This window comes from Pseudomonas fluorescens (genome assembly GCF_900215245.1).
Lineage (GTDB): Bacteria > Pseudomonadota > Gammaproteobacteria > Pseudomonadales > Pseudomonadaceae > Aquipseudomonas > Aquipseudomonas fluorescens.
Genome location: NZ_LT907842.1, coordinates 507,152 through 530,418, shown reverse-complemented (window position 1 = coordinate 530,418; position 23,267 = coordinate 507,152). Strand labels below are relative to the sequence as shown.

The following is a 23,267-nucleotide window of genomic DNA, read 5'->3' as shown; positions in this document are numbered from 1 at the left end:
GGAGAACGGCCATGAGCGCCAACGTCGACCAGAACCACCATCCCGACTACGACCAGGTCCTGCAGGACATCGCCGATTATGTCCTCAATTACCGGATTGATTCCCGGGACGCCTTGGACACTGCCCGCAACTGCCTGATGGACACCCTCGGTTGCGGCCTTTTGGCCCTGCGCTTCCCCGAGTGCACCAAGCACCTGGGGCCGATCGTGGAGGGCACGGTGGTGCCGTTCGGCGCGCGCGTGCCGGGCACGTCGTTTCGGCTGGACCCGGTCAAAGCCGCCTGGGACATTGGCTGCATCGTGCGTTGGCTCGACTACAACGACACCTGGCTCGCCGCCGAGTGGGGCCACCCTTCGGATAACCTCGGGGGCATTCTTGCCGTGGCCGACCACCTTTCACAACAGCGCGTGGCCAATGGCGACGCGCCGCTGACCGTGCGCGCGGTGCTGGAAGCGATGATCATGGCCCACGAGATCCAGGGCGTGATTGCCCTGGAAAACTCTTTCAACCGCGTCGGCCTCGATCATGTGCTGCTGGTGAAAGTCGCCTCTACTGCTGTCACCGCCAAGTTGATGGGCGCTGACCGTGAGCAACTGCTCGCCGCCTTGTCCCACGCCTTTGTCGATGGGCAGGCGCTGCGCACCTACCGCCACGCGCCCAATGCCGGTTCGCGCAAATCCTGGGCAGCGGGGGATGCCTCAAGCCGTGGCGTGCGCCTGGCGGATATCGCGCTGCGTGGCGAGATGGGCATCCCCGGGGTGTTGAGCGCGCCGCAGTGGGGCTTTTACGACGTGCTGTTCAGCCACACCAACAACGACCTGGCGCTCAAGCCGGAGGACAAACGGGCATTCAGCCTGTCACAGCCTTACGGCACCTATGTGATGGAAAACGTGCTGTTCAAGATCAGCTTCCCCGCCGAGTTTCACGCGCAAACGGCCTGCGAGGCGGCGGTGACGTTGCACCCGTTGGTCAAGCATCGCCTGCATGAAATCGAACGCATCGAGATCACCACCCACGAGTCGGCGATTCGCATCATCTCCAAGGTCGGCCCATTGGCCAACGCCGCCGATCGCGACCACTGCCTGCAATACATGACCGCGGTGCCCCTGGCCTTCGGCAATCTGGTGGCCGAGCAGTACGAGGATGAGTTTCATGCGGCTCATCCGATCATTGATGAGCTGCGCCAGAAGATGGTCATTGTCGAAGACCCGCGCTACAGCCCCGAATACCTGGAGGCGGACAAGCGCTCCATCGCCAACGCGGTGCAGGTGTTTTTCAACGACGGCTCCAGCACCGCGCAGGTGGCGGTGGAATACCCGATTGGCCATCGTCGGCGTCGGGTGGATGGCATTCCGTTGCTGGAAGACAAGTTCAAAGCCAATTTGGCCACGCGGTTTACCGCGCAGCGCAGTGCGCAGATTTTTGCGTTGTGCAAGGATCAGGCACGGCTGGAGGCCACGCCTGTGAACCGTTTCGTTGATTTTTTTGTAATCTAAACAACACCACGAAACTAATGTGGGAGCGGGCTTGCTCGCGAAAGCGCAGTGTCAGGCAATTCATCTGTCGCTGACTCACCGCATTCGCGAGCAAGCCCGCTTCCACATTCACATTAGCGTTTGCTCAGGCGCTACATACTGCCTTCCACATCATCCAGGCTGAACGTCTCGGTGTGGTCGTCATAGGAGAAAATCTCCGCATAGCGCCCCCACGCCACCACGCTTTCCAGGGTTTTCTCGACAAACGCTTCGGTCATTGAGTCTTCCAATTCCTGCTCGAAGCGCACCCGTGGCGCCCGGTGCCCGCTGCGCTCAAGCAACACCTGATGAATGCGTGCGGCCAATGGCACGTGCCGGATCAAATGCTCGGCGAACAGGGTTTTGCGTTCCTGGGTGCCATAGTCGGCGAACAATTTGCCGGCATCGGTCAGGGTAATGTCGGCGCCTTTGAGCTCGGCAAAGCCCAAATGCTCAAGCATCTCCGCTACCGGGAACAGATCGTCGACTTCCAGCAAGCGCCGCTCGGCTACGGTCGGTAAGCCGGCATGCCCGTTGTAAGGCTCGGCGGCGAGGGTTTCGATCAGGCCGGCCATCAGGTTGGTCGACACTTCCGGCAACAGGCTGCCCATTTTCAGTTCCGGCAGGCCTCGGCTGGCGTCGGCGCTGCGCCGGTCAGTCATCAGCGCATAGATGTCGTCGACCATTTGCCGAAAGGTCGGGTCCAGCCGGTTGCGCGGGTGCGGGAACGGTACGTTGATGGCTGCGACCACGCGACCGGGGTTGGACGACAGCACCAGGATGCGGTCGCACATCAACACGGCTTCTTCGATGTTGTGGGTCACGATCAGGATCGACTTGATCGGCAGTTGTTTGCCGCTCCACAGGTCGAGCAAGTCAGTGCGCAGGGTTTCGGCGGTCAGCACGTCCAGGGCGGAGAACGGTTCGTCCATCAGCAGCAGGGTCGGGTTGACCACCAGGCCACGGGCAAACCCCACTCGCTGGCGCATGCCGCCGGACAACTCACGCGGGTAGGCGTTTTCAAAACCGTCCAGGCCGATCAAGTCGATGGCCGCCAGTGCGCGCTTGCGGGTTTCCTTGCGCTCGACCTGCAGGGCTTGCAGGCCGGCTTCCACGTTTTCCAGTACGGTCAGCCAGGGGAACAGCGCAAACGTCTGGAATACCATGGCCACGCCTTCGGCCGGGCCGTTCAGCGGCGCGCCGTTGTAGCGGACGTCGCCCGATGACGGTTGAATCAACCCGGCGATAATCCGCAGCAGTGTGGACTTGCCCGAGCCCGAGCGGCCGAGCATGCCGACGATTTCACCCTCGTGCAGGCTCAGGTCCACGCCGCTGAGCACCTGCAGTTCGTCTTTACCTTTGCCGAACACCCGATTCACGTTTTTCAGCGAGAAGATTTCGGGGGTATCAGCAGTGTGTTCAGTGTTGGTATTCATCACAGCGAATCCCGTCAATTCAAGCGAAGTTTGTTTTCAGCCATGGCGTACATCGGTCGCCAGACCGCGCGGTTGAAGGCCACCACAAAGATCGACATCACTACGACGCCCAGGGCGATCTTCGGGAAGTCGCCGGCGGCGGTGGTCTGCGCAATGTAGGACCCCAGCCCGTGAGCCACCACGTTGTCCTGGCCCCAGGACACATACTCGGACACGATGCTGGCGTTCCATGCACCGCCGGACGCGGTAATCGCGCCGGTGACGTAGTACGGAAAGATCCCCGGCAACATCACCTTGCGCCACCACAGCCAGCCGCGAATGCGGAAGTTGGCGGCGACTTCCTTGAAATCGTTGGGGAACGCGGTGGCACCGGCGATCACGTTGAACAGGATGTACCACTGGGTGCCCAGCACGATCAGCGGGCTCAGCCAGATGTCCGGGTTGAGCTTGTAGTGCAGGATCACAATGACGAACACCGGGAACAGCAGGTTCGCCGGGAACGCCGCGAGGAACTGCGCGAGGGGCTGGATTTTTTCCGCAAGGCTGGGACGCAAGCCGATCATCACGCCCAACGGCACCCAGATCAGCGAGGCGATCAGAATCAGCCCGGCCACTCGCAGCAGGGTGATAAGGCCCAGTACAAACACATGGCCGACTTCGGCGAGCGTCACCTCGGTGCCGACGTACTGCACGATGTGGTACAGCGCATACGCCGCCATCAGCGCTATCAGTGAGCCCCACACCCAATCGATCACCTTTGACGCCGCCGGTGTCTCTGCCGGCAAGGCCTTGAGCGCACCGCCCGCGAGGCTGAAGCGCTTGTTGCCGATGCGACTGACTGTGCGGGTGATAGGGCGCAGGATGCGCTGGACAATGCGGGTGCGCTGGATGAGGTTCAGCAGCCAGGATTGGGGGGCGGCGCCCTGGGAGGCGGTGGTTTCCATGCGGAATTTGTCGGCCCAGGCTACCAGTGGGCGGAACAGGAACTGGTCGTAGATCAGGATCACCACAATCATCGCCAGGATCACATACCCCACCGCATGCAGGTCTTTCTGGGCAATGGCCAAGGCCAGGTATGAGCCCACGCCCGGCAGCGTGATGGTTTTGTCGCCGACGGTGATGGCTTCAGAAGCAACCACGAAAAACCAACCGCCGGACATGCTCATCATCATGTTCCACACCAGCCCGGGCATGGCGAAGGGCACGTCGAGTTTCCAGAACTTCTGCCAGCCGGAGAGCCGCAGGTTGGTGGACACTTCCACCAGGTCATGGGGCAGCATGCGCAGCGACTGGTAAAAGCTGAACGTCATGTTCCAGGCCTGGCTGGTAAAGATCGCAAAGATCGCCGCGAACTCGGCCCCCAGCACGCGCCCTGGAAACATCAGCAGGAAGAACGTCACGGTAAACGAGATGTAACCGAGTACCGGCACCGATTGCAGAATGTCGAGCACCGGCACCAGCAGTTTTTCGGCGCGTCGGCTTTTGGCGGCCAGGGTGCCGTACAACAGCGTGAAAATCAGCGATGCCACCATCGCCGCGAGCATGCGCAAGGTGGTGCGCATCGCGTATTCCGGCAGGTTGGCCGGGTCGAGGGAGATGACCTCACTCTGTAACGTGGCGATGGGGGCCCAGGTTTCCCGGGCGCCGATGGACAGAAACAGCAAAAAGCCGACTACCAGAGGCAGTGCGACCAAATCCCAACGGTTGGGCAGCAGACGCAGCGTTGAGGCTGGTAGGTAGTGACGGAATACTTTTTTCATAGGCCGTAGTTCATAGGCAGTCAGTCCGGCAGCGTTCAGGTGCAAAGAGGTGCGGTGGGAATGAGCTTAGCGTCTATACAAATCACCCACCGAGAAGGGGCGGGCGCTCTTTCTCCGTGAGTCTGGTGCGCTTCGAATCTGGGGGAGATTCGTCGCTGGCGGGATTGTACGTTTCAAAATGTTACAAACGTATAAAATTACTGTCAGTTTTCGGTAAAAAATGCACTCAGGCTGCCGTCAGCTCTGGCACGGCTCAACAATCATTCAAATTGCAGGGTGTTGCTGCTCTTTCACGCGGACACAATCAGCTACCCACCTGTCCTTCAAGCTCGGAACCGCTTTCAGAAAAGTGCCAATCAGGTAGCGAGACGACTGGCTACTGCCGCTTCGCTGGCACGCGTCAGTTACGTATTAAAGACCTGAATCTGAGACGGCACTCCATGACTAGCGTAAATACTCAGCAACAAGCGCCTTACCCGGTTGGCTATGAAATGTTCCCAGCGCCAGCGTCCACCGACCCTGAAGGCAGCACCGAAGCGACTGGGGTATCTGACACCCAGCCTGATCCGACACCTGCCCGTCAGCCTGTGACGCCCGAGCAGCGCGGCCCGTTTTCGAGCCACCGTGCAATCGTCAACCCGAAGCCGCCAGAAGCCGCTGAAACGCGCCAGCTGGCAGAATTGACTCAAAAAAATAATCAGCTTCTCGCCAAGCTCAAAGCGCTGATTGAAAAGTTTGAGCCGCAAGTCCAGCGGCTTCTCCAGCAGGCACTCAACCTGACGCAACAGCTCAATGCTTCAGATAAACCCGCCCCCGATGCTTCCGTTACACCCGCCAGTCAGCCGGACACCCGCCTCGACGATGAACGGCAGGTGGCGCCGCCTGAAACGTCTTCCCCGCTGGATACGCAGGTGAGCGAGCCCGACCCGTCGCGCAGTGTTGATGTGTTGACCCGTGAAAACGACGAGTTTCGTCATATGGTCAAGCAGGCATTCGAGCAGTTCCAGTTGATGCTTGCACGGTTGTTACAGCTGATTGGGAGCCTGGCCCACCGAATCGACACGATGAATCTCCCACCGATACCGGCAGAGAAGACTGACCCTGCCAAATCTGTTCCGGCAGGTGGCGTGCAGCCTGAAACACCCGCTTCCACGCCAAGCGAAGTGTCGGTCCCTGACAATGAGCCAACCGCGTCGGTTTCCCAGACCATTGAAGCACTCAAGAAAGAAAACCAAGAGCTTGAAGGCGGACTTGACGAGGCCACCGATCACTACGAAAAGTTGATTTCACAGCTTCAACAGCAGATTGATGATCTGGTTAAGAAAGCCGACGGGCAAAAGAAATAGAGCGCAAAACTGCGTCGGTGTGGGGGGGAGCCCCCATACTTGACCGCGTCAGCCACGCTGTATCACTCAAAGCGCAGGATCACCCGGCGATTGTGCTTGCTCTTTTTCTCGATTTTTTCGCAGAACACCCGGCCGATTTCTTCAGTGTTGATCACGTGCGTGCCACCGCACGGCTGGATGTCGATACCGGCGATCTCGATCACGCGGACCGAACCCTGGATGACCGGTGGTGCCACCGCCTGGGTGCGGGTGATTTGGAGCAGGGTCGAATATTCGGAGGCGGGCATCGACAGGGTTTTCACCTCATGGGCCTGTTCGATCAAGGCATTGAGGTCGCGGGTGATGCTGTCTTTGTCGAGGGTCATTTCCGGCAGGTCGAAATCCAGGCGACCTTTGTCTGCGCTGATGCTGCAACCAGTGACCGGTGCATCGATGATCGAGCACAGCAAGTGCAGGCAGGTGTGCATTTTCATGTGCTGGTAACGCCGCTGCCAGTCCAGGCCTGCGTCCACTTGCACCCCGGCTGTCAATTGCTCGGGGCAGTGTTCGACCTGGTGCCAGATGATCGAGCGCAGCACCGGGTCGCGCACGGTGCCGATCACCTCGACCCGCGTGCCATCGGCCAGGGTCAGGTGCCCGGTATCGCCCGGTTGCCCGCCACCGGTGGGGTAGAACAGCGTGTGCTCCAGCGCGATACCGTGTTCGCTGACGGCAATTACCCGCGCGCTGAAGGCGTTCTGATAGGGGGCACTGTCAAACAGCGCCAGGGTTTCCATGGTGTGCACGGACATGTTCAACCTCCGACGATCAATGGGCTGGCTTGCAGCAGGTGGCGCACCATTGCGCTCAAGCCAGGAGGGGAGAGCAGGGTGATTTCAAATTCGGGCCCGCAGACTTTCAGGTTCAGTGGCAGTCGCGGCAGGTGGTCGCCGACATCGAGGCGACGCAGGCGAAATTGCAGGTGATGACGCTCTTTCACCGTGGCCTCCAGCATCAACCCTTGAAGGGGGTGAAAGTCGGCATCCAGTACCGTGACCTTGTGGCTGGCACTGACCTCACCGACCACGTGTAAACGCTCATCCAGGGCGAACGCACCGAGGTAGTTGCTGTGGTCCGATTCAGCGTTTTTCTGCAGCTGAATCTGATTGACCACCTTGACCTTGGTGCCCGCCGGCACATCCTGGGTAATCACGCATGAAGGGCTGATAAACACGTTGTCGCCGATCAGCACATAGCCGAGCACGCGTGCGCCAGCGCCCACCTCGACATTGTTGCCCAGGCGCGGGTGACGCTTGCCGTCCGGGTTATTGGCGATACCCCGTGCGCCCAATGTCACGCCGCAGAGGATGTAGCAGTCGTTGCCGATCTCGCAGGTTTCGCCGATCACCGTGCCGTAGCCATGGTCAAGTACGAAGCGCCGGCCGATGCGTGCGGCGGGGTGAATCTCGGCGCCGGAGAGCACTTTGCCCTGGTTGCTGAGCTTGAGGGCGATGCGCGAAAACAGACCGTTAGTCTGGTCGGGAAAATTCCACACCAGGTGCGCAAGCCGGTAGAACAGCACGGCCTTGAACGAGGCGTAGGACTCCAGGATCAACTCGCCGCGCCCTCGGGAAGCCGGGTCGCGATAGGCATAGGCGATCAAGTCTTCGGCCACGGCCTGCGCGGCGTTCTGGATCAGCGGCGCCAGGTGCGGTTCCAACTGCTTCATCTGCGTAGGCGTCAGGGTCTTGATGAGGTGGGTAAGCAACTCATCGTGCAGCTGTTGCATGTCGATAAAGCCCCCCATGGAGGCACCCCCACAGTCTGGATGGTTGGCAAACGGGTTACTCGAAATTGGGCAGGTAGCTGTCAGCATTGTCGTAGACCATGGTCAACACAACCGTTTCGGGCGGAAGTTCGGGGGCAAGCTGAGCGATGGCAACCATGTTGGCAGCTGAGGACAACCCAAGGCTGATGGCGTCGGTGCGCATGATGCGTTTCATCATGTCGATGCACGCCTGGTGCGATACCTTGAGCATGCCGTCCAGCACCTCGACATTGAGGATGCTTGGGATCAGGCCAATCGACAGGCCCTGAATATGGTGTGGCGCGTGCCGGTTTTTCAGCAGGTCGCATTCCTCCGGCTCAACGCCCATCACCCGGATCGCCGGCCATGCGGCTTTGAGGGTTTCGCCGATGCCAGTGATGTGGCCACCGGTGCCGATACCGCTGACGAAATAGTCAACGCGCTGCTCACCGAAGGCGCGGATGATTTCCGGCGCGGTGGTATCCCGATGGGTTTGTGGGTTGGCACCGTTGCGTTGCTGGTTGAGCATCACGAAGCTGGGGTTTTCCAGCTGCAGCTCCATGCACTTTTCGCCATGGGAGTTATTGCCCAAACGGCTGTCCGACAGCACGACCTTGGCGCCGTAGAGACGCAGCAGTTTCTGTTTTTCCGGGCTGTAGTTGTCGGGGATCACCAGTACCACTTTGTAGCCCAGTACATTGCCTGCCATCACCAGGCCGATGCCGGTGTTGCCGCCGCTGGGTTCGATAATGGTTTGCCCGGAATCGCGGATCAGCACGCCGCGCCGTTCGGCGTCGAGGATCATGCCCAAGGCGATGCGCGCCTTGTGACTGCCGCCGGGGTTGAGTGATTCCAGCTTGGCGTAGACCTCGATGCCGAGGTCCTCGGAAAACTGCTCCAGGCGCACGATGGGCGTTTGGCCGATCACGTCGAGTATTGAGTTATGCAACATCAGGCTGTCCCCGAATCAGTACAAAGGCATATCGGGTTCGACGTCGCGAACCCAGTGCTTCATGCCGCCCTGCAGGACTTTGGTATTGGCGAAACCGGCCGCAAGCAAGGTGCTGGCCGCTTGCTCGGCGCGGGTCCCTGCGTAGCAGATCAGGTAATGGGTGTTGTCCCGGCTGAGGCTGTCGAGTTGCCCATCCAGTTCAGCGAGGGGGATGTGTACAACGCCCGGCAATTTGCACACTTCCAGTTCGCTGGCGTCGCGCACATCCAGCAGCACATCCGCGCTGCGCGGGTGTTCGAGCAGTTGCTTGAGTACGCGCGGCTTGATGTAGCGCTCTTCGGCCAGGGACGGTTGGCTGGGCAGGGCGTCCGCGCAAACCGCCGGTGCCACCGCTTCGCTGTGACGCAGTTCCGAGCAGCATGGGCAATCGGCGCGACGCTTGAAGCGGATTTCGCTGAATTTCATTGCCAGTGCATCAAAGCGCATCAAGCGGCCGGACAGCGGTTCGCCGATGCCGATCAGCAACTTGATGGCTTCGGTGGCCTGAATTATCCCGACCACGCCCGGCAGTACACCGATGACGCCGCCGGCGCTGCAGTTGGGGGCCAGTTCTGCGGGCGGGGCTGTGGGGAACAGGCAGCGGTAGCACGGCCCGCCTTTGTAGTTGAGCACGCTGATCTGCCCATCGAAACGATAGATAGCGCCATACACCAAGGGTTTGCCCAACTGCACGCAAGCGTCGTTGACCAGGTAGCGCGTGTCGAAATTGTCGGTGCCGTCGATCACCAGATCGTAGGCGCCCACCAGATCCAGCGCGTTGTCGGCATTCAGGGCCGTGTTGTGGGCGTTGATCTGAATATGCCGGTTGAGGTCCTGCAGGCGTTGCTTGGCGGACTCGACCTTGGGCATACCCAGTGTGCTGTTGCCGTGGACGATCTGGCGTTGCAGGTTGCTGCTTTCCACCACATCGAAATCCACCAGGCCCAGTGTGCCGATGCCGGCTGCCGCCAGGTAAAGGCTGATGGGTGAGCCCAGGCCACCGGTGCCGATGATCAACACCTTGGCTTTTTTGAGGTTCAACTGACCTTCGCGACCGACGCCTGGCAGCGTGATGTGGCGCACGTAACGCTGCACTTCTTCATTGCTCAGCGCGTCGACATCCATGCCGCCGGAGGTCGCGAGCAGCACTTCGATCCTGGCTTTTTCCGGCAAGGGGTCGTCTGCGCCGATCAGTTCTTCTTCAGCGGTGAACAGAAAGTGTTCCTTGAGCTGGTTGTTTTTTTCATGAAACAGGTGCGGGCGCAGCTGTGGGTGGCTGCTGCAGAGGTTTTCAATGACTTCGCGCAATGTCGATCCAGTGCCCTCAAGGGTCGCTTCCGGCAGCTTGGCCACGCGAACCAGAATATCGGGGAAAGAGACAGCGTTCATGGACAACTCCGTGTGCAGGTCGTTGAAAGGTTGAAGTGCGAAATGCTTGCCATCCCAGGCAAACAGCTTTGAGCCCAGGGCCTGGCCCTGGCAAACGTCCACCACCAGGTAGCTGACGGGGTAGATCGGCTCACCCAGGAACAGCGCCTTGTCCTGGTCTTCGTCACTGAAATAGGCACCGACGTCCGGGTGGGAGTGGTAGATCACCACCACCGGGTTATCGCTGCGAAACGCCTTGTTCAGCAGCAGCGTGTCGGCCACGGAAAAGGTGTAGCCATTGGCCGCGCTGCGCGGGTACATCTCGGGGTTCTTGTGGTGCAGCTCATTCTGGATATTGCTGCCCAGGTACACACTGCCGTCGGCGAAGACAAAACCACAGCACTCTTCGGGGTAGCTGCGGCTGGCGTGGGCGTAGATCTGTTCCAGGGCGGTCGGGCGGAGGACATCCATGTTTCTCTCGCGTTGCTGGTGTTGATGGGTCAGGACAGTCAATTTTTCTTGGCCAGCAGTTTTTCAACCGGCAACTTGGTAATCGCAAAGCCGGCCAGCAGGATCGCTGAGTACAGCATCAGGTCGCGGGAAATCTCCACGCCTTCGTACCAGGCGCCGATGATCACTGCGAATACCGGGAAGATGATGAATACGAACGACAAAATGATCGGGCTCAAGCGTTTGAGCAGCATGAAGTACACGATAAAACCGCCCACAGACGCCACCAGTCCCAGGTAGAACAGTGCGCTCCAGGAACGCAGGGTAATGTTTTCGAACGTGGGTGTTTCAAACCACAGGCCGGCCACGAACAGCATCAGCCCGGCAATGCCGATGGGCAGGGTGTTGTAGGTAATTACGCTGATGGCGCTGCCTTTTTGCTTGGTAATGACATAGCACAAGGCATGCATGATCGCGGCGGTCAGGATCGCCAGTACCCCGAAGAACTCGGCGTGGTCCAGGTGCAGGCCCTGGCTCTTGATGATCATGTAGAGGCTGCCGAAACCAATGCCAATGCCGACCACTTGGGAAAAATAGATGCGCTCGCGCAGGAACAGCGCGGAGAAAATCAGAATGAAGACGGGCATGCAGCTGAACAGCAGGGCGGTGAGACCGGACGAGACGTGCATCTCGCCATAGTTGAGCAAGTAATAGGGAACGCTGAAATAGGACAGGGTCACGAATACGAAGAACCAGCGGCTTTCTCGCGGGAACAGGATGGGTTCGCGGCGCACCAGGGCAAAGCACAGAAACAACGGAAACGCGATCAGGAAGCGCAAGCCCGCGGACGTCAGCGGTGGCACGCTTTCGACGGCAATCTTGATCCCCAGCCAAGTGGTGCCCCAACTCAGGCACACGATAAGAAACATCACACTGGTGACCAGGCCAGCCAACCACTGTTTCTGAGTTTTTGTTTTTGGAGTGTTTTCAAGAACGGCGGACATTGGCATCGTTTATTGCTTCCCTGAGCCGGCATTGAACTCTATATTGACTGTGTATTAAGTTGTTTCAATCAGTGATTGAACCCGCAAAAGCACACTATTAGGGCGAATGATGGCTGTCAAAACAAATATTGACATGGTGTCAATTATGCGTGAGGGGTTGTCCAGCGGTCAGGGCGTGAAGTACAAGCGCCTGTCTGATGTGATGGAACGGGGCATCCTTGAAGGCTTGATTGAGCCGGGGCGAAAACTGCCGCCCCATCGGGTTCTTTCCGACAATCTGGGCGTGACCATCGGCACCATCAGCCGCGCCTATGGCGAACTGGAACGCCTTGGGTTAGTCGTCGCACGGGTGGGGGACGGCACGTTCGTGCGCAAGCGTGGGATGGAGCGCCAGCGTGATGAAGGCTTTCGCAACGTCAGCGAGGAGCCGCGTCAGTATTTCGATATGAGCCGTAACATGCACATTCCTGGGCAGGAGACGGTGTTTCTCGCGCAGAGCTTCCAAACCCTGTCGACCAACGCCAAGTTCCTTCAGGACATCAGTGCCTACACACCGGACGCCGGTTTGCCGCGCTACCGTGAGGCCGGTGCGCAATGGCTGGTGCAGCGCGAGTTTCACCCGATCCCCGAGCAGGTCATCTGTGTCAATGGCGGCCAGCATGGTTTGCTTTGCGCCATGATGGCGCTGCTGCGGGCGGGCGATACGGTGGTCACTGAACAACTGACCTATCCAGGGCTGATCACCGCTGCGCGGATGCTTGGCGTACGTCTGATCGGTCTGGAAATGGATGAGGAAGGCGTGCTGCCCGCTGCGCTGGATGAGGTCTGCCGTAATCATCGGGTTTCGGCGCTGTACTGCACGCCGACCATCCAGAATCCGACCACGGCGGTACTGTCTGTCGCACGCCGGGAGGCTCTGGTTAAGGTGTGCCGTGAGCACAATCTGCTGATTCTTGAAGACGAAGCCCACGGCGTCCTGGTGGAGGATCGCCCACCACCGCTGAGCTTTTTCGCACCTGAGCGTACGATTTTGATCAGTAGCCTGAGCAAGGCGGTGTCTGCCGGGCTACGTGTCGGCTATGTGCATGCGCCACCGGCATTGGTCAGCCGTATTTCGGCAGCGTTACGCTCGACCTGCTGGATGGCCACACCGGTGACCCTGGAACTGGCGACCCAGTGGATCGAAAACGGCACGGCTGAATACTTGTTACGCCAACAAATCAATGAGATCACCCGACGCAAAGCCCTGGTGCGCGACCTGCTGGCCGGCCTGGAATATCGCACCCACCTCAACAGTCCGCATTTCTGGATTGAAGTGCCGGAGCCATGGCGAGCGTCGGAAATCGAGGCCGAGCTAAAGCAGAATAATTACCTGATCGCCACCGCCGAGGCGTTTGCAGTGGGGCAAACCGCAGTGCCGCAGTTCATTCGGGCGAGCATTTGTAATACGTCGGGCGATGATCAGTTGTTGCGGGCGGGGTTCGATGCGCTGGCGACGGCGTTGGGGCAGGGCGGGGACAGGTTTCATTTGTAGGCTTGGGTGTACGCCGACCTGAATGTGGGCGCGGGATTGCTCGCGAAAACACGGTGTCAGTCTACAGATTGACTGACTGATCCAGCGCATTCGCGAGCAAGCCCGCCCCCACAGTTTTGAATTGCGGGGTTGTCGGGCATTCAGGGTTATTTGAATCTGCGCTCTACGCCTTTCTCCACGAGAATCTTCGCCGATATCTCTTCCACCGAGAAATGCGTGGAATTGATGTGTGCAATATTCTCGCGACGGAACAGATTTTCCACTTCGCGCACTTCGAACTCACACTGGGCATAGCTGGAGTAGCGGCTGTTGGGCTTGCGCTCGTTGCGGATGGCCGTGAGGCGGTCCGGGTCAATGGTCAGGCCGAACAGCTTGTGCTGGTGCGCGCGCAGGGCGGTCGGCAGCGTCAGGTGTTCCATGTCGTCTTCGGTCAGCGGATAGTTGGCCGCGCGGATGCCGAACTGCATGGCCATGTACAGGCACGTCGGGGTCTTGCCGCAGCGGGAGACGCCCACCAGGATCAGGTCGGCCTTGTCATAGTAGTGAGTGCGGGCGCCGTCATCGTTGTCGAGGGCGAAGTTTACCGCCTCGATACGCTCCATATAATTGGAGTTGTGCCCAATGGAATGGGACTTTCCTACGGAATAGGAGGAGTGTTCACTCAGCTCTTGCTCCAGCGGCGCCAGGAACGTGGAGAAGATGTCGATCATGAAACCATTGGAAGTCGCGAGGATCTCACGAATATCCTGATTGACGATGGTGTCGAAAATGATCGGGCGACAACCGTCTTTTTCGGCCGCCAGATTGATTTGTTGTACCATGGCCCGCGCTTTATCCACGCTGTCGATATAGGGCCGCGTGAATTTGGCGAAGGTAATGTTTTCAAACTGCGCGAGCAGGCTCTGACCCAATGTTTCGGCTGTAATGCCGGTGCCGTCGGAGATAAAGAAAGCAGATCGTTTCATTTGAGCCCTGGGCCTTAAGCTGATGGCGAATCTTGGATATGATAGGCGCGATTTTGCCGTCCCGCAGTGGGCCGCATTCTCACTTATTTTCCAGGTCCAGGCCACAAGCGTCAGCGTTTGCTCCTACTGAGCAGCCGGCGTCCTGAGCTTTTCCAACACAGAAAGTGGAGAGATCACCTTGGTAGAGTACGTAGTTTCCCTCGATAAGCTCGGCGTCCATGATGTAGAGCATGTGGGGGGCAAGAACGCATCCCTCGGCGAGATGATCAGTAATCTTGCAGGCGCTGGTGTTTCGGTGCCCGGTGGTTTCGCCACCACGGCCCAGGCTTACCGCGATTTCCTCGAACTGAGCGGGTTGAATGCTCAGATCCACGCCGCGCTGGACGCCCTGGATGTCGATGACGTCAACGCTTTGGCCAAGACCGGCGCCCAGATCCGTAAATGGATCATGGAAGCCGAGTTCCCCGAGAAGCTCAACGAAGAAATCCGCACTGCTTTCGCTACGTTGTCGGCCGGTAACCCGGACATGGCCGTTGCCGTGCGCTCTTCCGCCACCGCTGAAGACTTGCCGGATGCCTCCTTTGCCGGCCAGCAAGAAACCTTCCTTAATATCCGCGGCGTGGAAAACGTTATCCGCGCAGCCAAGGAAGTGTTCGCCTCGCTGTTCAACGACCGCGCTATTTCCTACCGTGTGCACCAGGGTTTCGACCACAAGCTGGTGGCCTTGTCTGCCGGCGTGCAGCGCATGGTACGTTCGGAAACCGGCACCGCTGGCGTGATGTTCACACTGGACACCGAATCCGGTTTCCGTGACGTGGTGTTTATCACTGGCGCCTACGGCCTGGGCGAAACCGTCGTACAAGGCGCGGTCAACCCGGACGAATTCTACGTCCACAAACACACCCTTGAGGCAGGCCGTCCGGCCATCCTGCGCCGTAACCTGGGCAGTAAAGCCATCAAGATGATCTACGGCGACGAGGCCAAGGCCGGTCGCTCGGTGAAAACCGTTGATGTCGACAAGGCTGAACGTGCGCGTTTCTGCCTGACCGACGCCGAAGTCAGCGAATTGGCCAAGCAAGCAATGATCATCGAAAAGCACTACAAGTGCCCGATGGACATCGAGTGGGCCAAAGACGGTGACGACGGCAAGCTGTACATCGTGCAGGCTCGCCCTGAAACCGTGAAGAGCCGTACCTCGGCCAACGTCATGGAGCGTTACCTGCTCAAAGAAACCGGCACCGTGCTGGTAGAAGGTCGCGCCATCGGCCAGCGCATTGGCGCCGGCAAAGTGCGGATCATCAAAGACGTGTCCGAGATGGACAAAGTCCAGCCAGGCGACGTACTGGTCTCCGACATGACCGACCCGGACTGGGAACCGGTGATGAAGCGCGCGAGCGCCATCGTCACCAACCGCGGCGGGCGTACCTGCCACGCGGCGATCATCGCGCGTGAGCTGGGCATCCCTGCCGTGGTGGGTTGCGGCAATGCCACGCAACTGTTGAAAGACGGCCAAGGTGTGACGGTGTCCTGCGCCGAAGGCGATACCGGCTTCATTTTTGAAGGCGAGTTGGGCTTCGACATCAAGCAAAACTCCATCGAAGCCATGCCAGAGCTGCCGTTCAAGATCATGATGAACGTCGGTAACCCGGACCGTGCCTTTGATTTCGCACAGTTGCCGAACGCCGGTGTGGGCCTGGCCCGCCTGGAGTTCATCATCAACCGCATGATCGGCGTGCACCCCAAGGCGTTGCTGAACTACGACGGTCTGCCGTTGGATATCAAGGAAAGCGTCGACAAGCGCATTGCCGGCTACAACGACCCGGTAGGTTTCTACGTCGAGAAGCTGGTGGAAGGCATCAGCACCCTGGCGGCGGCCTTCTACCCGAAAAAGGTCATCGTGCGCCTGTCGGACTTCAAGTCCAACGAATACGCCAACCTGATCGGCGGCAAGCTCTATGAGCCGGAAGAAGAAAACCCGATGCTGGGCTTCCGCGGCGCATCGCGTTACATCAGCGAAGCGTTCCGCGATTGCTTCGAGCTTGAGTGCCGTGCGCTCAAGCGCGTGCGCAACGAGATGGGCCTGACCAACGTCGAGATCATGGTGCCGTTCGTGCGTACCCTCGGTGAGGCGAGCCAAGTCGTTGATCTGTTGGCGGAAAACGGCCTGAGCCGCGGTGAAAACGGCTTGCGCGTGATCATGATGTGCGAACTGCCGTCCAACGCCATCCTGGCCGAAGAGTTCCTGGAATTCTTCGACGGCTTCTCCATCGGCTCCAACGACCTGACCCAGTTGACCCTGGGCCTGGACCGCGATTCGGGGATCATCGCTCACTTGTTCGACGAGCGTAACCCGGCGGTCAAGAAGCTGCTGGCCAACGCCATCCAGGCCTGTAACAAGGCCGGCAAGTACATCGGCATCTGCGGCCAAGGCCCTTCCGACCACCCGGACCTGGCCAAATGGTTGATGGAGCAGGGCATCGAAAGCGTCTCGCTGAACCCCGATTCCGTGCTGGAAACCTGGTTCTTCCTGGCGGAAGGCCAAGCGCCCGCATAAGGTCGTTACGTCAAAAGTGCCGGTCACTCATCAAGGGTGACCGGCATTCTTATCTGTGCAGGGCGGAACTCCTTCCGGACGCCGCCCTTTTTTGTGCAAGAGCATTATGCAAAGCAGTAGCAACCTGTTTCCCGTCGCCCTGATCAGTGCTGAACGTCGTGGCGACCTGAGTGAAGATGTGTACCGCCTCAAACCCGGCAACAGCCCGGACGGCACCGTCGAGTTGGCCGTGACCCGTTTGGGCCTGGCGGATGTCCCGGAAAACCGGGGCACGCCGGTCATTTTAGTGCACGGCAGTTTTTCCAATCGGCGCTTCTGGTACTCGCCTAAAGGCATCGGCCTGGGCGCGTACCTGGCACGCCAGGGATTTGATGTATGGATCCCGGAAATGCGCGGGCATGGCCTCTCCAAGCGCAATCAGCACTACGCGAGCAACCGCGTCGCCGATTATGCGCGTTACGATTTGCCGGCCATCGGGGCGTTTGTGCGTGAGCAAAGTGCGCAAATCCCGCACTGGATCGGGCATTCCCTGGGCGGCACCGCTCTGGCGGCAGCCCTGGGTGGTCAGCACCTTGGCGCCCCGGCAGTGGCCTCAGTCGCGCTGTTTGGCTGCCAGGTCAGTCGTACCCACTGGCCGTTGAAAATTCCACCGCTGGAGTGGACGGGACGTTTGCTCTTGAAGCGCTTTGGTCAGGTCTCCGGCTCCCGGCTCAAGCGCGGTCCAGAGGATGAGCCGGCGGGCGTGATGATCGAAGCCATGCGCTGGAATGGCCTGTTCGGGCGCTTTGGCGAGGGTAAGCAAGACTGGTGGAAAGGCTTGGCCGACGTCGACGTGCCGCTGTTGGCGGTAAGCGCCGCGGGCGATCGACAAGACCCGGATTGGGCGTGTCGCAAGCTGTTCGAACAAGTGGGCTCTGAGCATCGCCAATACCTGTGCCTGGGGCGCGGGCAAGGTTTTAGCGGGGATTTCGGGCATGTTGAAATGCTGGTCAGCAAAGCCGCCCAGGCCGAAGTGTGGCCGTTGGTGGCGCAGTGGTTGAAAGATCCGCTGACACCTTTATTCGGGGCTCAAGCGCAGGTCGCCGTAACGGTGTGACGCAAGCGCTCTACCAAGGGCGTTTCACTTGTGTGTGGTTGCGGCTAAGATATGACGCGCCAGGCGCTTCTGGTCATATTCAGTCGCGCAGTGGCTATTGCGTTGCGACAGGATCGGTTTGATCATGGCCGCCGTCGACGGGGAGCATGTAAAGATTGCCTGTTGCGACGCGTTTTTCTGATGTACACCGTGGGATGTTCGACCTCTTCTTTCACGACAGGAGTTTCTCGATGAACCATTACGTGACGCCCGACTTGTGCGACGCCTACCCGGACCTGGTGCAGGTGGTTGAGCCGATGTTCAGCAATTTCGGTGGCCGAGACTCCTTTGGTGGCGAAATCGTCACCATCAAATGCTTCGAAGACAACTCATTGGTCAAGGAACAGGCCGACCAGCCGGGGACCGGCAAAGTGCTGGTGGTTGACGGTGGTGGTTCCCTGCGTCGCGCCTTGCTGGGCGACCTGATCGCCGAGAAAGCCGCAAAAAATGGCTGGGAAGGGTTGGTCATCTACGGTTGCATCCGCGATGTCGATATCATCGCCCAAACTGACCTGGGCGTGCAGGCACTGGCCTCCCACCCGATGAAAACCGACAAGCGCGGCATTGGCGACCTGAACGTGGTGGTGACCTTCGCGGGCGTGACGTTCTGCCCCGGCGAGTACATCTATGCGGACAACAATGGCGTGATCGTCTCGCCTAGCCCGCTGAAAATGCCTGAATAAACTGCTGTAGCCATAGGGGTGAGGATGTTCGAGGAAGAAAACGCGCAGTGGGGGTTGGTGCATGCCCTGGTACTGGACGGTAAAGGCGGTGCGCGTTCGATTGCCCGGACTGAGCTCGACGATTTGCAACTGCAGCCCCAGGAAAGCCTGTGGTTGCATTGGGATCGCAGCCATCCCCAGACCCAGACCTGGCTGCGTAAATCCAGCGGCTTGAGCGAGTTCGCGTGCGATTTGTTGCTGGAAGAAAACACCCGTCCGCGCCTGCTGCCGTTGCCGGACGACGAACTGCTGCTGTTTCTGCGAGGGGTCAACCTCAACCCGGGGGCTGAGCCGGAAGACATGGTCTCGGTGCGTATCTTTGCTGCGGCCAGTCGCGTGATTTCCTTGCGTCTGCGCCCGCTGCGCGCCACCGATGAGCTGCTGGTGCAATTGGCGGAAGGTAAAGGCCCCAAAACCTCGTCGGAACTCATCCTTTATATGGCGCAGTACCTGACCCATAAAGTGCAGGATTTGGTGACTGACCTTTCCGAAATCGTCGATTTCGAGGAAGAAAAACTTGATGCCGACGAACGGTATACTCCGGAACATGGCAATGTTTTGCAGATCCGTCGCCGGGCGGCTGGGCTGAAACGTTTCCTGGCGCCGCAGCGGGATATTTTTGCCCAGCTGACGCGGATCAAATTGCCGTGGTTCTGTAATGATGATGCTGACTATTGGAACGAATTGAACAACAGCCTGACCCGTTACCTCGAAGAGCTCGAATTGACTCGGGAGCGCGTGGGACTTGTGCTTGAGACCGAAGACCGGCGCTTGAGCGTGCGTATGAATCGCACCATGTACCGCTTCGGGATCATCACCGGAATCTTTCTGCCGATGAGTTTTCTGACCGGTCTGCTGGGTATAAATGTGGGTGGAATACCCTTCGCCGGTGACCCCTATGGATTCGCGATTGCCTGCCTGATGATGGTGTCTGTCGCACTCGGGCAATGGTGGCTATTTCGACGATTACGCTGGGTTTGACCTGAACACAGCAAGGGTCGCATGTGACCCCAAGAATTTAACCCTCGTCTTTTAAAATACTTGCGAGAGGTCTTTATGCACGATCCGTTCGAACAGTCTTTGCGTGACATGCTCAATGCGTCGCCGTCCAACCGTGACGACGACGCGTGCCTGGGCCGCGTGTTGAAAACCGCCAACCGTCAGGTAGGGGCAGGTGACCTGTTCGGTTTGCTCGGTCGTTGGCTGCCGGCGTTGATGATGGCCCTGAACAATGGTTCGGCCCATGTATCGCCGGTTTCCCGTCGTAAACCTCTTGCTCGCACTGCTGATAAGGCTGATTGAATATGGAACTTGATCTCTGGACCCAGAGCCTGGTCACCGCGATGACCGCATTGTGGACCAAGGTGGCGAATTTCATTCCCAACCTGTTTGGTGCTCTGGTCCTGGTATTGCTGGGGTTTGTCGTGGCCAAGTTGCTCGACACCTTGCTGTCCAAATTATTGGCCAAGCTTGGGCTGGATCGCTTGATGGCGGGCACCGGTTTGACCAAACTATTGGGCCGTGCCGGGCTGCAGGTACCGATCTCTACCCTGATCGGGAAGATCGTCTACTGGTTCGTTTTACTTATTTTTCTGGTTTCTGCGGCTCAATCCCTTGGACTTGAGCGAGTTTCAGCTACGCTCGACATGCTGGCACTGTATTTGCCGAAAGTTTTCGGCGGCGCGCTGGTGTTGCTGGTAGGCGTTTTGCTGGCGCAATTGGCCAATGGGCTGGTGCGTGGGGCAGCTGAAGGCGTGGGCTTGGACTACGCTGCGGGCCTGGGGCGAATCGCCCAGGGGCTGGTGATCATCATCAGTATTTCCGTCGCGATCAGCCAGCTGGAGGTCAAAACTGACCTTCTTAACCACGTGATTGTGATTGTTTTGATTACCGTTGGTCTGGCCGTTGCGCTGGCCATGGGGTTGGGTAGCCGGGAAATTGCCGGTCAGATTCTTGCGGGAATCTATGTGCGCGAGCTGTATCAGGTAGGGCAGCAGGTCCGTGTGGGCGAGGTCGAAGGGCAAATCGAAGAGATCGGTACAGTCAAGACTACGGTGCTGACCGATGACGGTGACCTGGTGTCACTGTCCAATCGAATTCTTCTGGAGCAGCAGGTCAGTAGCCGCTAACCCGGAAAACCCTGCTAATGTACGCCGCCGCAAACCCGGGTGACCGGGCTGTAGCGGACATTGACCTGACTGTCGGCACGACTTGTTTTGAATAAAGCCCAAACGCTGTCTACGCGCTATGACCCCCGTGAGCTCTCTGATGAGGAGTTGGTCGCGCGCTCGCACACGGAGCTGTTTCACGTAACACGCGCGTATGAAGAATTGATGCGCAGGTATCAACGCACTCTGTTCAACGTTTGTTCAAGGTATTTAGGGAACGATAGAGACGCGGACGATGTCTGTCAGGAAGTGATGCTCAAGGTGCTGTACGGGCTGAAGAACTTCGAGGGAAAATCGAAGTTCAAGACGTGGCTTTACAGCATCACGTACAACGAGTGCATCACGCAGTATCGTAAGGAACGGCGAAAGCGTCGCTTGATGGACGCTTTGAGTCTGGACCCCCTTGAGGAAGCGTCTGAAGAAAAGGCGCCGACACCCGAGGAAAAGGGCGGACTTGATCGCTGGTTGGTGTATGTGAATCCAATTGACCGTGAAATTCTGGTGCTACGATTTGTCGCAGAGCTCGAGTTTCAGGAAATTGCTGACATCATGCACATGGGTTTGAGTGCTACAAAAATGCGTTACAAGCGTGCTCTTGATAAATTACGTGAGAAATTTGCGGGCGAGACTGAAACTTAGTGCGTGGCAAATATCTCTTACGTGTAGGCAAGTTCTGTTAGACTTGTCGCCGAGTTGTCCCCCGGTTTGTGGGACTGCTTTACAATCACCAGATGGGGATTTAACGGATGAAACTGAAAAACACCTTGGGCTTGGCCATTGGTACTCTTATTGCCGCTACTTCTTTCGGCGCACTGGCACAAGGCCAAGGCGCAGTTGAAGGCCAGCTGTTCTACAAAAAGCAGTTCAACGATAGCGTCAAGCACATCGAAGACGGCTACAACCCTGGCGCCAGCATCGGTTACTTCATTACCGACGACGTGTCGGTTAACCTGAACTACGACACCACCAACCACACCCGTTCGAACGACGGTACTGGTAACCAGAAGATCAAAGGTGACACTGGCAGCGTGACTGCTCAGTACCACTTCGGTCAGGCCGGTGTTGACTCCCTGCGTCCATACGTTGAAGGTGGTTTCGGTCACCAGAGCCGTACCAACGTTGCTGCTGACGGCCACACTGGTCGTGACCAGTCGACTCTGGCTATCGCTGGCGCTGGCGTGAAGTACTACTTCACCAACAACCTGTTCGCACGTGCTGGCGTTGAAGCTGACTACGCACTGGACAACGGCAAGTGGGACTACTCCGCACTGGTCGGCCTGGGTGTGAACTTCGGCGGTAACGCTGGCGCAGTAGCTCCAGCTCCTACCCCAGCACCAGCTCCAGAGCCAACTCCAGAGCCAGAAGCTCCAGTTGCTCAGGTTGTTCGTGTTGAGCTGGACGTGAAGTTCGACTTCGACAAGTCGGTTGTTAAGCCTAACAGCTACGGCGACGTGAAAAACCTCGCTGACTTCATGAAACAGTACCCACAGACCACCACCGTTGTTGAAGGTCACACTGACTCCGTCGGTCCTGACGCTTACAACCAGAAGCTGTCCCAGCGTCGTGCTGACGCGGTCAAGCAAGTTCTGGTCAAAGACGGTATCGCTCCTAACCGTGTAAGCTCGGTTGGTTATGGCAAATCCCGCCCAGTTGCTGACAACGCAACTGAAGCTGGCCGCGCTATCAACCGTCGCGTAGAAGCCTCGGTAGAAGCTCAAGCTGCTCAGTAATTACTGAGTGGTAGAAAAAAGCCCGGCTTAGGCCGGGCTTTTTTTCGCCTGCGATTTGCCTCAACCGGCAGCTGACACTGCAACCTGGACCGCCTGCGCAGCGGCGGCAACGCTCCCGATCACCAGGATCGCCGGGCTCTTCAGGGCAAATGCCTGCGCATCCGCATGCATAGACGCCAGATGACTGCGACATTCCCGCTGCTGGGGCAGCGATGCGTTTTCGATCATCGCCACCGGCATATCCGCGGCCATTCCGCCCTCCAGCAGTTGCTGACGAATCTCTTCAAGTTTCGCCACGCCCATATACACCACCAACGTCGTGCCACCCTCGACCAATGCGCGCCAGTTCAGGCTGCTGTCGTCCTGGGTATGCGCCGTGACCAGCGTTACGCCTCGGCTGACACCACGCAACGTCAGCGGGATATCGCAATTCGTTGCCCCCGCCAGCCCCGCTGTAATCCCATTGATCAATTCCACCTCCACCCCGCGTTCACGCAACCACGTCGCCTCTTCGCCGCCTCGACCAAAAATGCACGGGTCACCGCCTTTAAGCCGTACCACGCATTTGCCCTGGCGCGCATAGCGCCGCATCAGGCGATGAATAAAATCCTGCGGGGTTGAACGGCAACCCCCACGCTTGCCTACGGTGATTACCCGCGCGTTGACGCAGTGGTCCAGCACTGCCGGGTTGACCAAATCATCGATCAGCACCACATCGGCTGCGTGCAGGGCCCGCACCGCCTTTAGGGTCAACAACTCCGGATCACCAGGCCCTGCGCCCACCAGCCAGACTTTTGCGCTCAT

20 protein-coding genes are annotated in these 23,267 nt (G+C 58.7%); 11 read left to right on the top strand and 9 right to left on the bottom strand.

From position 1 onward, the window contains the following. Positions 1 to 11 precede the first annotated feature (11 nt). Positions 12 to 1,496 carry a 2-methylcitrate dehydratase gene (gene prpD / locus CPH89_RS02395; RefSeq protein ID WP_053257488.1) on the top strand — a complete coding sequence of 495 codons (1,485 nt, stop codon included), beginning with the start codon at positions 12 to 14 and terminating at the stop codon, positions 1,494 to 1,496. A gap of 131 nt (positions 1,497 to 1,627) precedes the next feature. Here prpD and CPH89_RS02390 read toward each other — a convergent pair whose 3' ends face one another. Further along, the gene (locus tag CPH89_RS02390) at positions 1,628 to 2,950 is read right to left on the bottom strand and encodes an ABC transporter ATP-binding protein (RefSeq protein WP_053257487.1); all 1,323 of its coding nucleotides are present in this window, start codon (positions 2,948 to 2,950) and stop codon (positions 1,628 to 1,630) included. A gap of 14 nt (positions 2,951 to 2,964) precedes the next feature. Beyond that, on the bottom strand, positions 2,965 to 4,710 hold the full coding sequence (locus CPH89_RS02385; RefSeq protein ID WP_053257486.1) for an ABC transporter permease: 1,746 nt from the start codon (positions 4,708 to 4,710) through the stop codon (positions 2,965 to 2,967). Between the two features lie 116 nt (positions 4,711 to 4,826). On the opposite strand from CPH89_RS02385, the gene CPH89_RS02380 reads away from it, so the two are divergent. Beyond that, positions 4,827 to 6,056, top strand: coding sequence for a hypothetical protein (locus tag CPH89_RS02380; protein WP_139372147.1), 1,230 nt, complete (start codon positions 4,827 to 4,829; stop codon positions 6,054 to 6,056). Positions 6,057 to 6,118: 62 nt separating this feature from the next. Here the strand turns inward: CPH89_RS02380 and CPH89_RS02375 are convergent, their stop codons facing one another. From CPH89_RS02375 to CPH89_RS02355, 5 genes are read right to left on the bottom strand one after another with little or no spacing between them, the layout of a single operon-like run. Further along, positions 6,119 to 6,847: an alanyl-tRNA editing protein gene (locus CPH89_RS02375; protein ID WP_053257484.1), complete on the bottom strand. Its 729-nt coding sequence runs from the start codon at positions 6,845 to 6,847 to the stop codon at positions 6,119 to 6,121. A 2-nt stretch (positions 6,848 to 6,849) separates the two neighbouring features. Next, complete coding sequence (locus CPH89_RS02370) at positions 6,850 to 7,842, bottom strand: serine O-acetyltransferase (protein WP_053257483.1); 993 nt, start codon at positions 7,840 to 7,842, stop codon at positions 6,850 to 6,852. Positions 7,843 to 7,879: 37 nt separating this feature from the next. After that, a complete protein-coding gene (locus tag CPH89_RS02365; protein WP_053257482.1) occupies positions 7,880 to 8,794 on the bottom strand; it encodes a PLP-dependent cysteine synthase family protein in 915 nt (304 codons plus the stop codon). A 15-nt stretch (positions 8,795 to 8,809) separates the two neighbouring features. Continuing rightward, entirely contained in the window at positions 8,810 to 10,672 is a 1,863-nt protein-coding gene (gene moeB, locus CPH89_RS02360) for a molybdopterin-synthase adenylyltransferase MoeB (RefSeq protein WP_053257481.1), read from the bottom strand. Positions 10,673 to 10,710: 38 nt separating this feature from the next. Then, a complete protein-coding gene (locus CPH89_RS02355) occupies positions 10,711 to 11,604 on the bottom strand; it encodes a DMT family transporter (RefSeq protein ID WP_017134754.1) in 894 nt (297 codons plus the stop codon). 160 nt (positions 11,605 to 11,764) lie between these two features. Between CPH89_RS02355 and CPH89_RS02350 the strand changes: the two genes are divergently transcribed. Further along, complete coding sequence (locus CPH89_RS02350; protein ID WP_053258028.1) at positions 11,765 to 13,189, top strand: aminotransferase-like domain-containing protein; 1,425 nt, start codon at positions 11,765 to 11,767, stop codon at positions 13,187 to 13,189. Between the two features lie 146 nt (positions 13,190 to 13,335). Here CPH89_RS02350 and ppsR read toward each other — a convergent pair whose 3' ends face one another. After that, entirely contained in the window at positions 13,336 to 14,154 is an 819-nt protein-coding gene (gene ppsR / locus CPH89_RS02345; RefSeq protein WP_053257479.1) for a posphoenolpyruvate synthetase regulatory kinase/phosphorylase PpsR, read from the bottom strand. Between the two features lie 178 nt (positions 14,155 to 14,332). On the opposite strand from ppsR, the gene ppsA reads away from it, so the two are divergent. From ppsA to CPH89_RS02305, 8 genes are all read left to right on the top strand, one after another. Then, positions 14,333 to 16,708, top strand: a complete 2,376-nt coding sequence (gene ppsA, locus CPH89_RS02340; RefSeq protein ID WP_053257478.1) for a phosphoenolpyruvate synthase — start codon at positions 14,333 to 14,335, stop codon at positions 16,706 to 16,708. 106 nt (positions 16,709 to 16,814) lie between these two features. Further along, positions 16,815 to 17,804 carry an alpha/beta fold hydrolase gene (locus CPH89_RS02335; protein ID WP_053257477.1) on the top strand — a complete coding sequence of 330 codons (990 nt, stop codon included), beginning with the start codon at positions 16,815 to 16,817 and terminating at the stop codon, positions 17,802 to 17,804. Positions 17,805 to 18,034: 230 nt separating this feature from the next. Continuing rightward, complete coding sequence (gene rraA, locus CPH89_RS02330) at positions 18,035 to 18,526, top strand: ribonuclease E activity regulator RraA (protein WP_053257476.1); 492 nt, start codon at positions 18,035 to 18,037, stop codon at positions 18,524 to 18,526. A 24-nt stretch (positions 18,527 to 18,550) separates the two neighbouring features. After that, positions 18,551 to 19,546, top strand: coding sequence for a zinc transporter ZntB (locus CPH89_RS02325; protein ID WP_053257475.1), 996 nt, complete (start codon positions 18,551 to 18,553; stop codon positions 19,544 to 19,546). A 75-nt stretch (positions 19,547 to 19,621) separates the two neighbouring features. Then, complete coding sequence (locus tag CPH89_RS02320) at positions 19,622 to 19,867, top strand: hypothetical protein (protein WP_005790375.1); 246 nt, start codon at positions 19,622 to 19,624, stop codon at positions 19,865 to 19,867. A gap of 2 nt (positions 19,868 to 19,869) precedes the next feature. Continuing rightward, positions 19,870 to 20,694, top strand: a complete 825-nt coding sequence (locus CPH89_RS02315) for a mechanosensitive ion channel family protein (RefSeq protein WP_003175519.1) — start codon at positions 19,870 to 19,872, stop codon at positions 20,692 to 20,694. A gap of 87 nt (positions 20,695 to 20,781) precedes the next feature. Further along, positions 20,782 to 21,372 (top strand): RNA polymerase sigma factor SigX, encoded by a 591-nt coding sequence (gene sigX / locus CPH89_RS02310; RefSeq protein WP_053257474.1) that lies wholly within the window; start codon positions 20,782 to 20,784, stop codon positions 21,370 to 21,372. Between the two features lie 107 nt (positions 21,373 to 21,479). Then, on the top strand, positions 21,480 to 22,463 hold the full coding sequence (locus CPH89_RS02305) for an OmpA family protein (protein ID WP_053257473.1): 984 nt from the start codon (positions 21,480 to 21,482) through the stop codon (positions 22,461 to 22,463). A gap of 60 nt (positions 22,464 to 22,523) precedes the next feature. Here the strand turns inward: CPH89_RS02305 and cobA are convergent, their stop codons facing one another. Then, positions 22,524 to 23,267, bottom strand: coding sequence for a uroporphyrinogen-III C-methyltransferase (gene cobA, locus CPH89_RS02300; RefSeq protein WP_053257472.1), 744 nt, complete (start codon positions 23,265 to 23,267; stop codon positions 22,524 to 22,526).

Bases quoted from the DNA above. Each gene is read 5' to 3' on its own strand.
- prpD (WP_053257488.1), top strand. From the start codon at position 12: ATGAGCGCCAACGTCGACCAGAACCACCATCCCGACTACGACCAGGTC.
- CPH89_RS02390 (WP_053257487.1), bottom strand. From the start codon at position 2,950: ATGAATACCAACACTGAACACACTGCTGATACCCCCGAAATCTTCTCG.
- CPH89_RS02385 (WP_053257486.1), bottom strand. From the start codon at position 4,710: ATGAAAAAAGTATTCCGTCACTACCTACCAGCCTCAACGCTGCGTCTG.
- CPH89_RS02375 (WP_053257484.1), bottom strand. From the start codon at position 6,847: ATGTCCGTGCACACCATGGAAACCCTGGCGCTGTTTGACAGTGCCCCC.
- CPH89_RS02370 (WP_053257483.1), bottom strand. From the start codon at position 7,842: ATGGGGGGCTTTATCGACATGCAACAGCTGCACGATGAGTTGCTTACC.
- CPH89_RS02365 (WP_053257482.1), bottom strand. From the start codon at position 8,794: ATGTTGCATAACTCAATACTCGACGTGATCGGCCAAACGCCCATCGTG.
- moeB (WP_053257481.1), bottom strand. From the start codon at position 10,672: ATGGATGTCCTCCGCCCGACCGCCCTGGAACAGATCTACGCCCACGCC.
- CPH89_RS02350 (WP_053258028.1), top strand. From the start codon at position 11,765: ATGGCTGTCAAAACAAATATTGACATGGTGTCAATTATGCGTGAGGGG.
- ppsR (WP_053257479.1), bottom strand. From the start codon at position 14,154: ATGAAACGATCTGCTTTCTTTATCTCCGACGGCACCGGCATTACAGCC.
- CPH89_RS02335 (WP_053257477.1), top strand. From the start codon at position 16,815: ATGCAAAGCAGTAGCAACCTGTTTCCCGTCGCCCTGATCAGTGCTGAA.
- rraA (WP_053257476.1), top strand. From the start codon at position 18,035: ATGAACCATTACGTGACGCCCGACTTGTGCGACGCCTACCCGGACCTG.
- CPH89_RS02325 (WP_053257475.1), top strand. From the start codon at position 18,551: ATGTTCGAGGAAGAAAACGCGCAGTGGGGGTTGGTGCATGCCCTGGTA.
- CPH89_RS02320 (WP_005790375.1), top strand. From the start codon at position 19,622: ATGCACGATCCGTTCGAACAGTCTTTGCGTGACATGCTCAATGCGTCG.
- CPH89_RS02315 (WP_003175519.1), top strand. From the start codon at position 19,870: ATGGAACTTGATCTCTGGACCCAGAGCCTGGTCACCGCGATGACCGCA.
- CPH89_RS02305 (WP_053257473.1), top strand. From the start codon at position 21,480: ATGAAACTGAAAAACACCTTGGGCTTGGCCATTGGTACTCTTATTGCC.
- cobA (WP_053257472.1), bottom strand. From the start codon at position 23,267: ATGAGCGCAAAAGTCTGGCTGGTGGGCGCAGGGCCTGGTGATCCGGAG.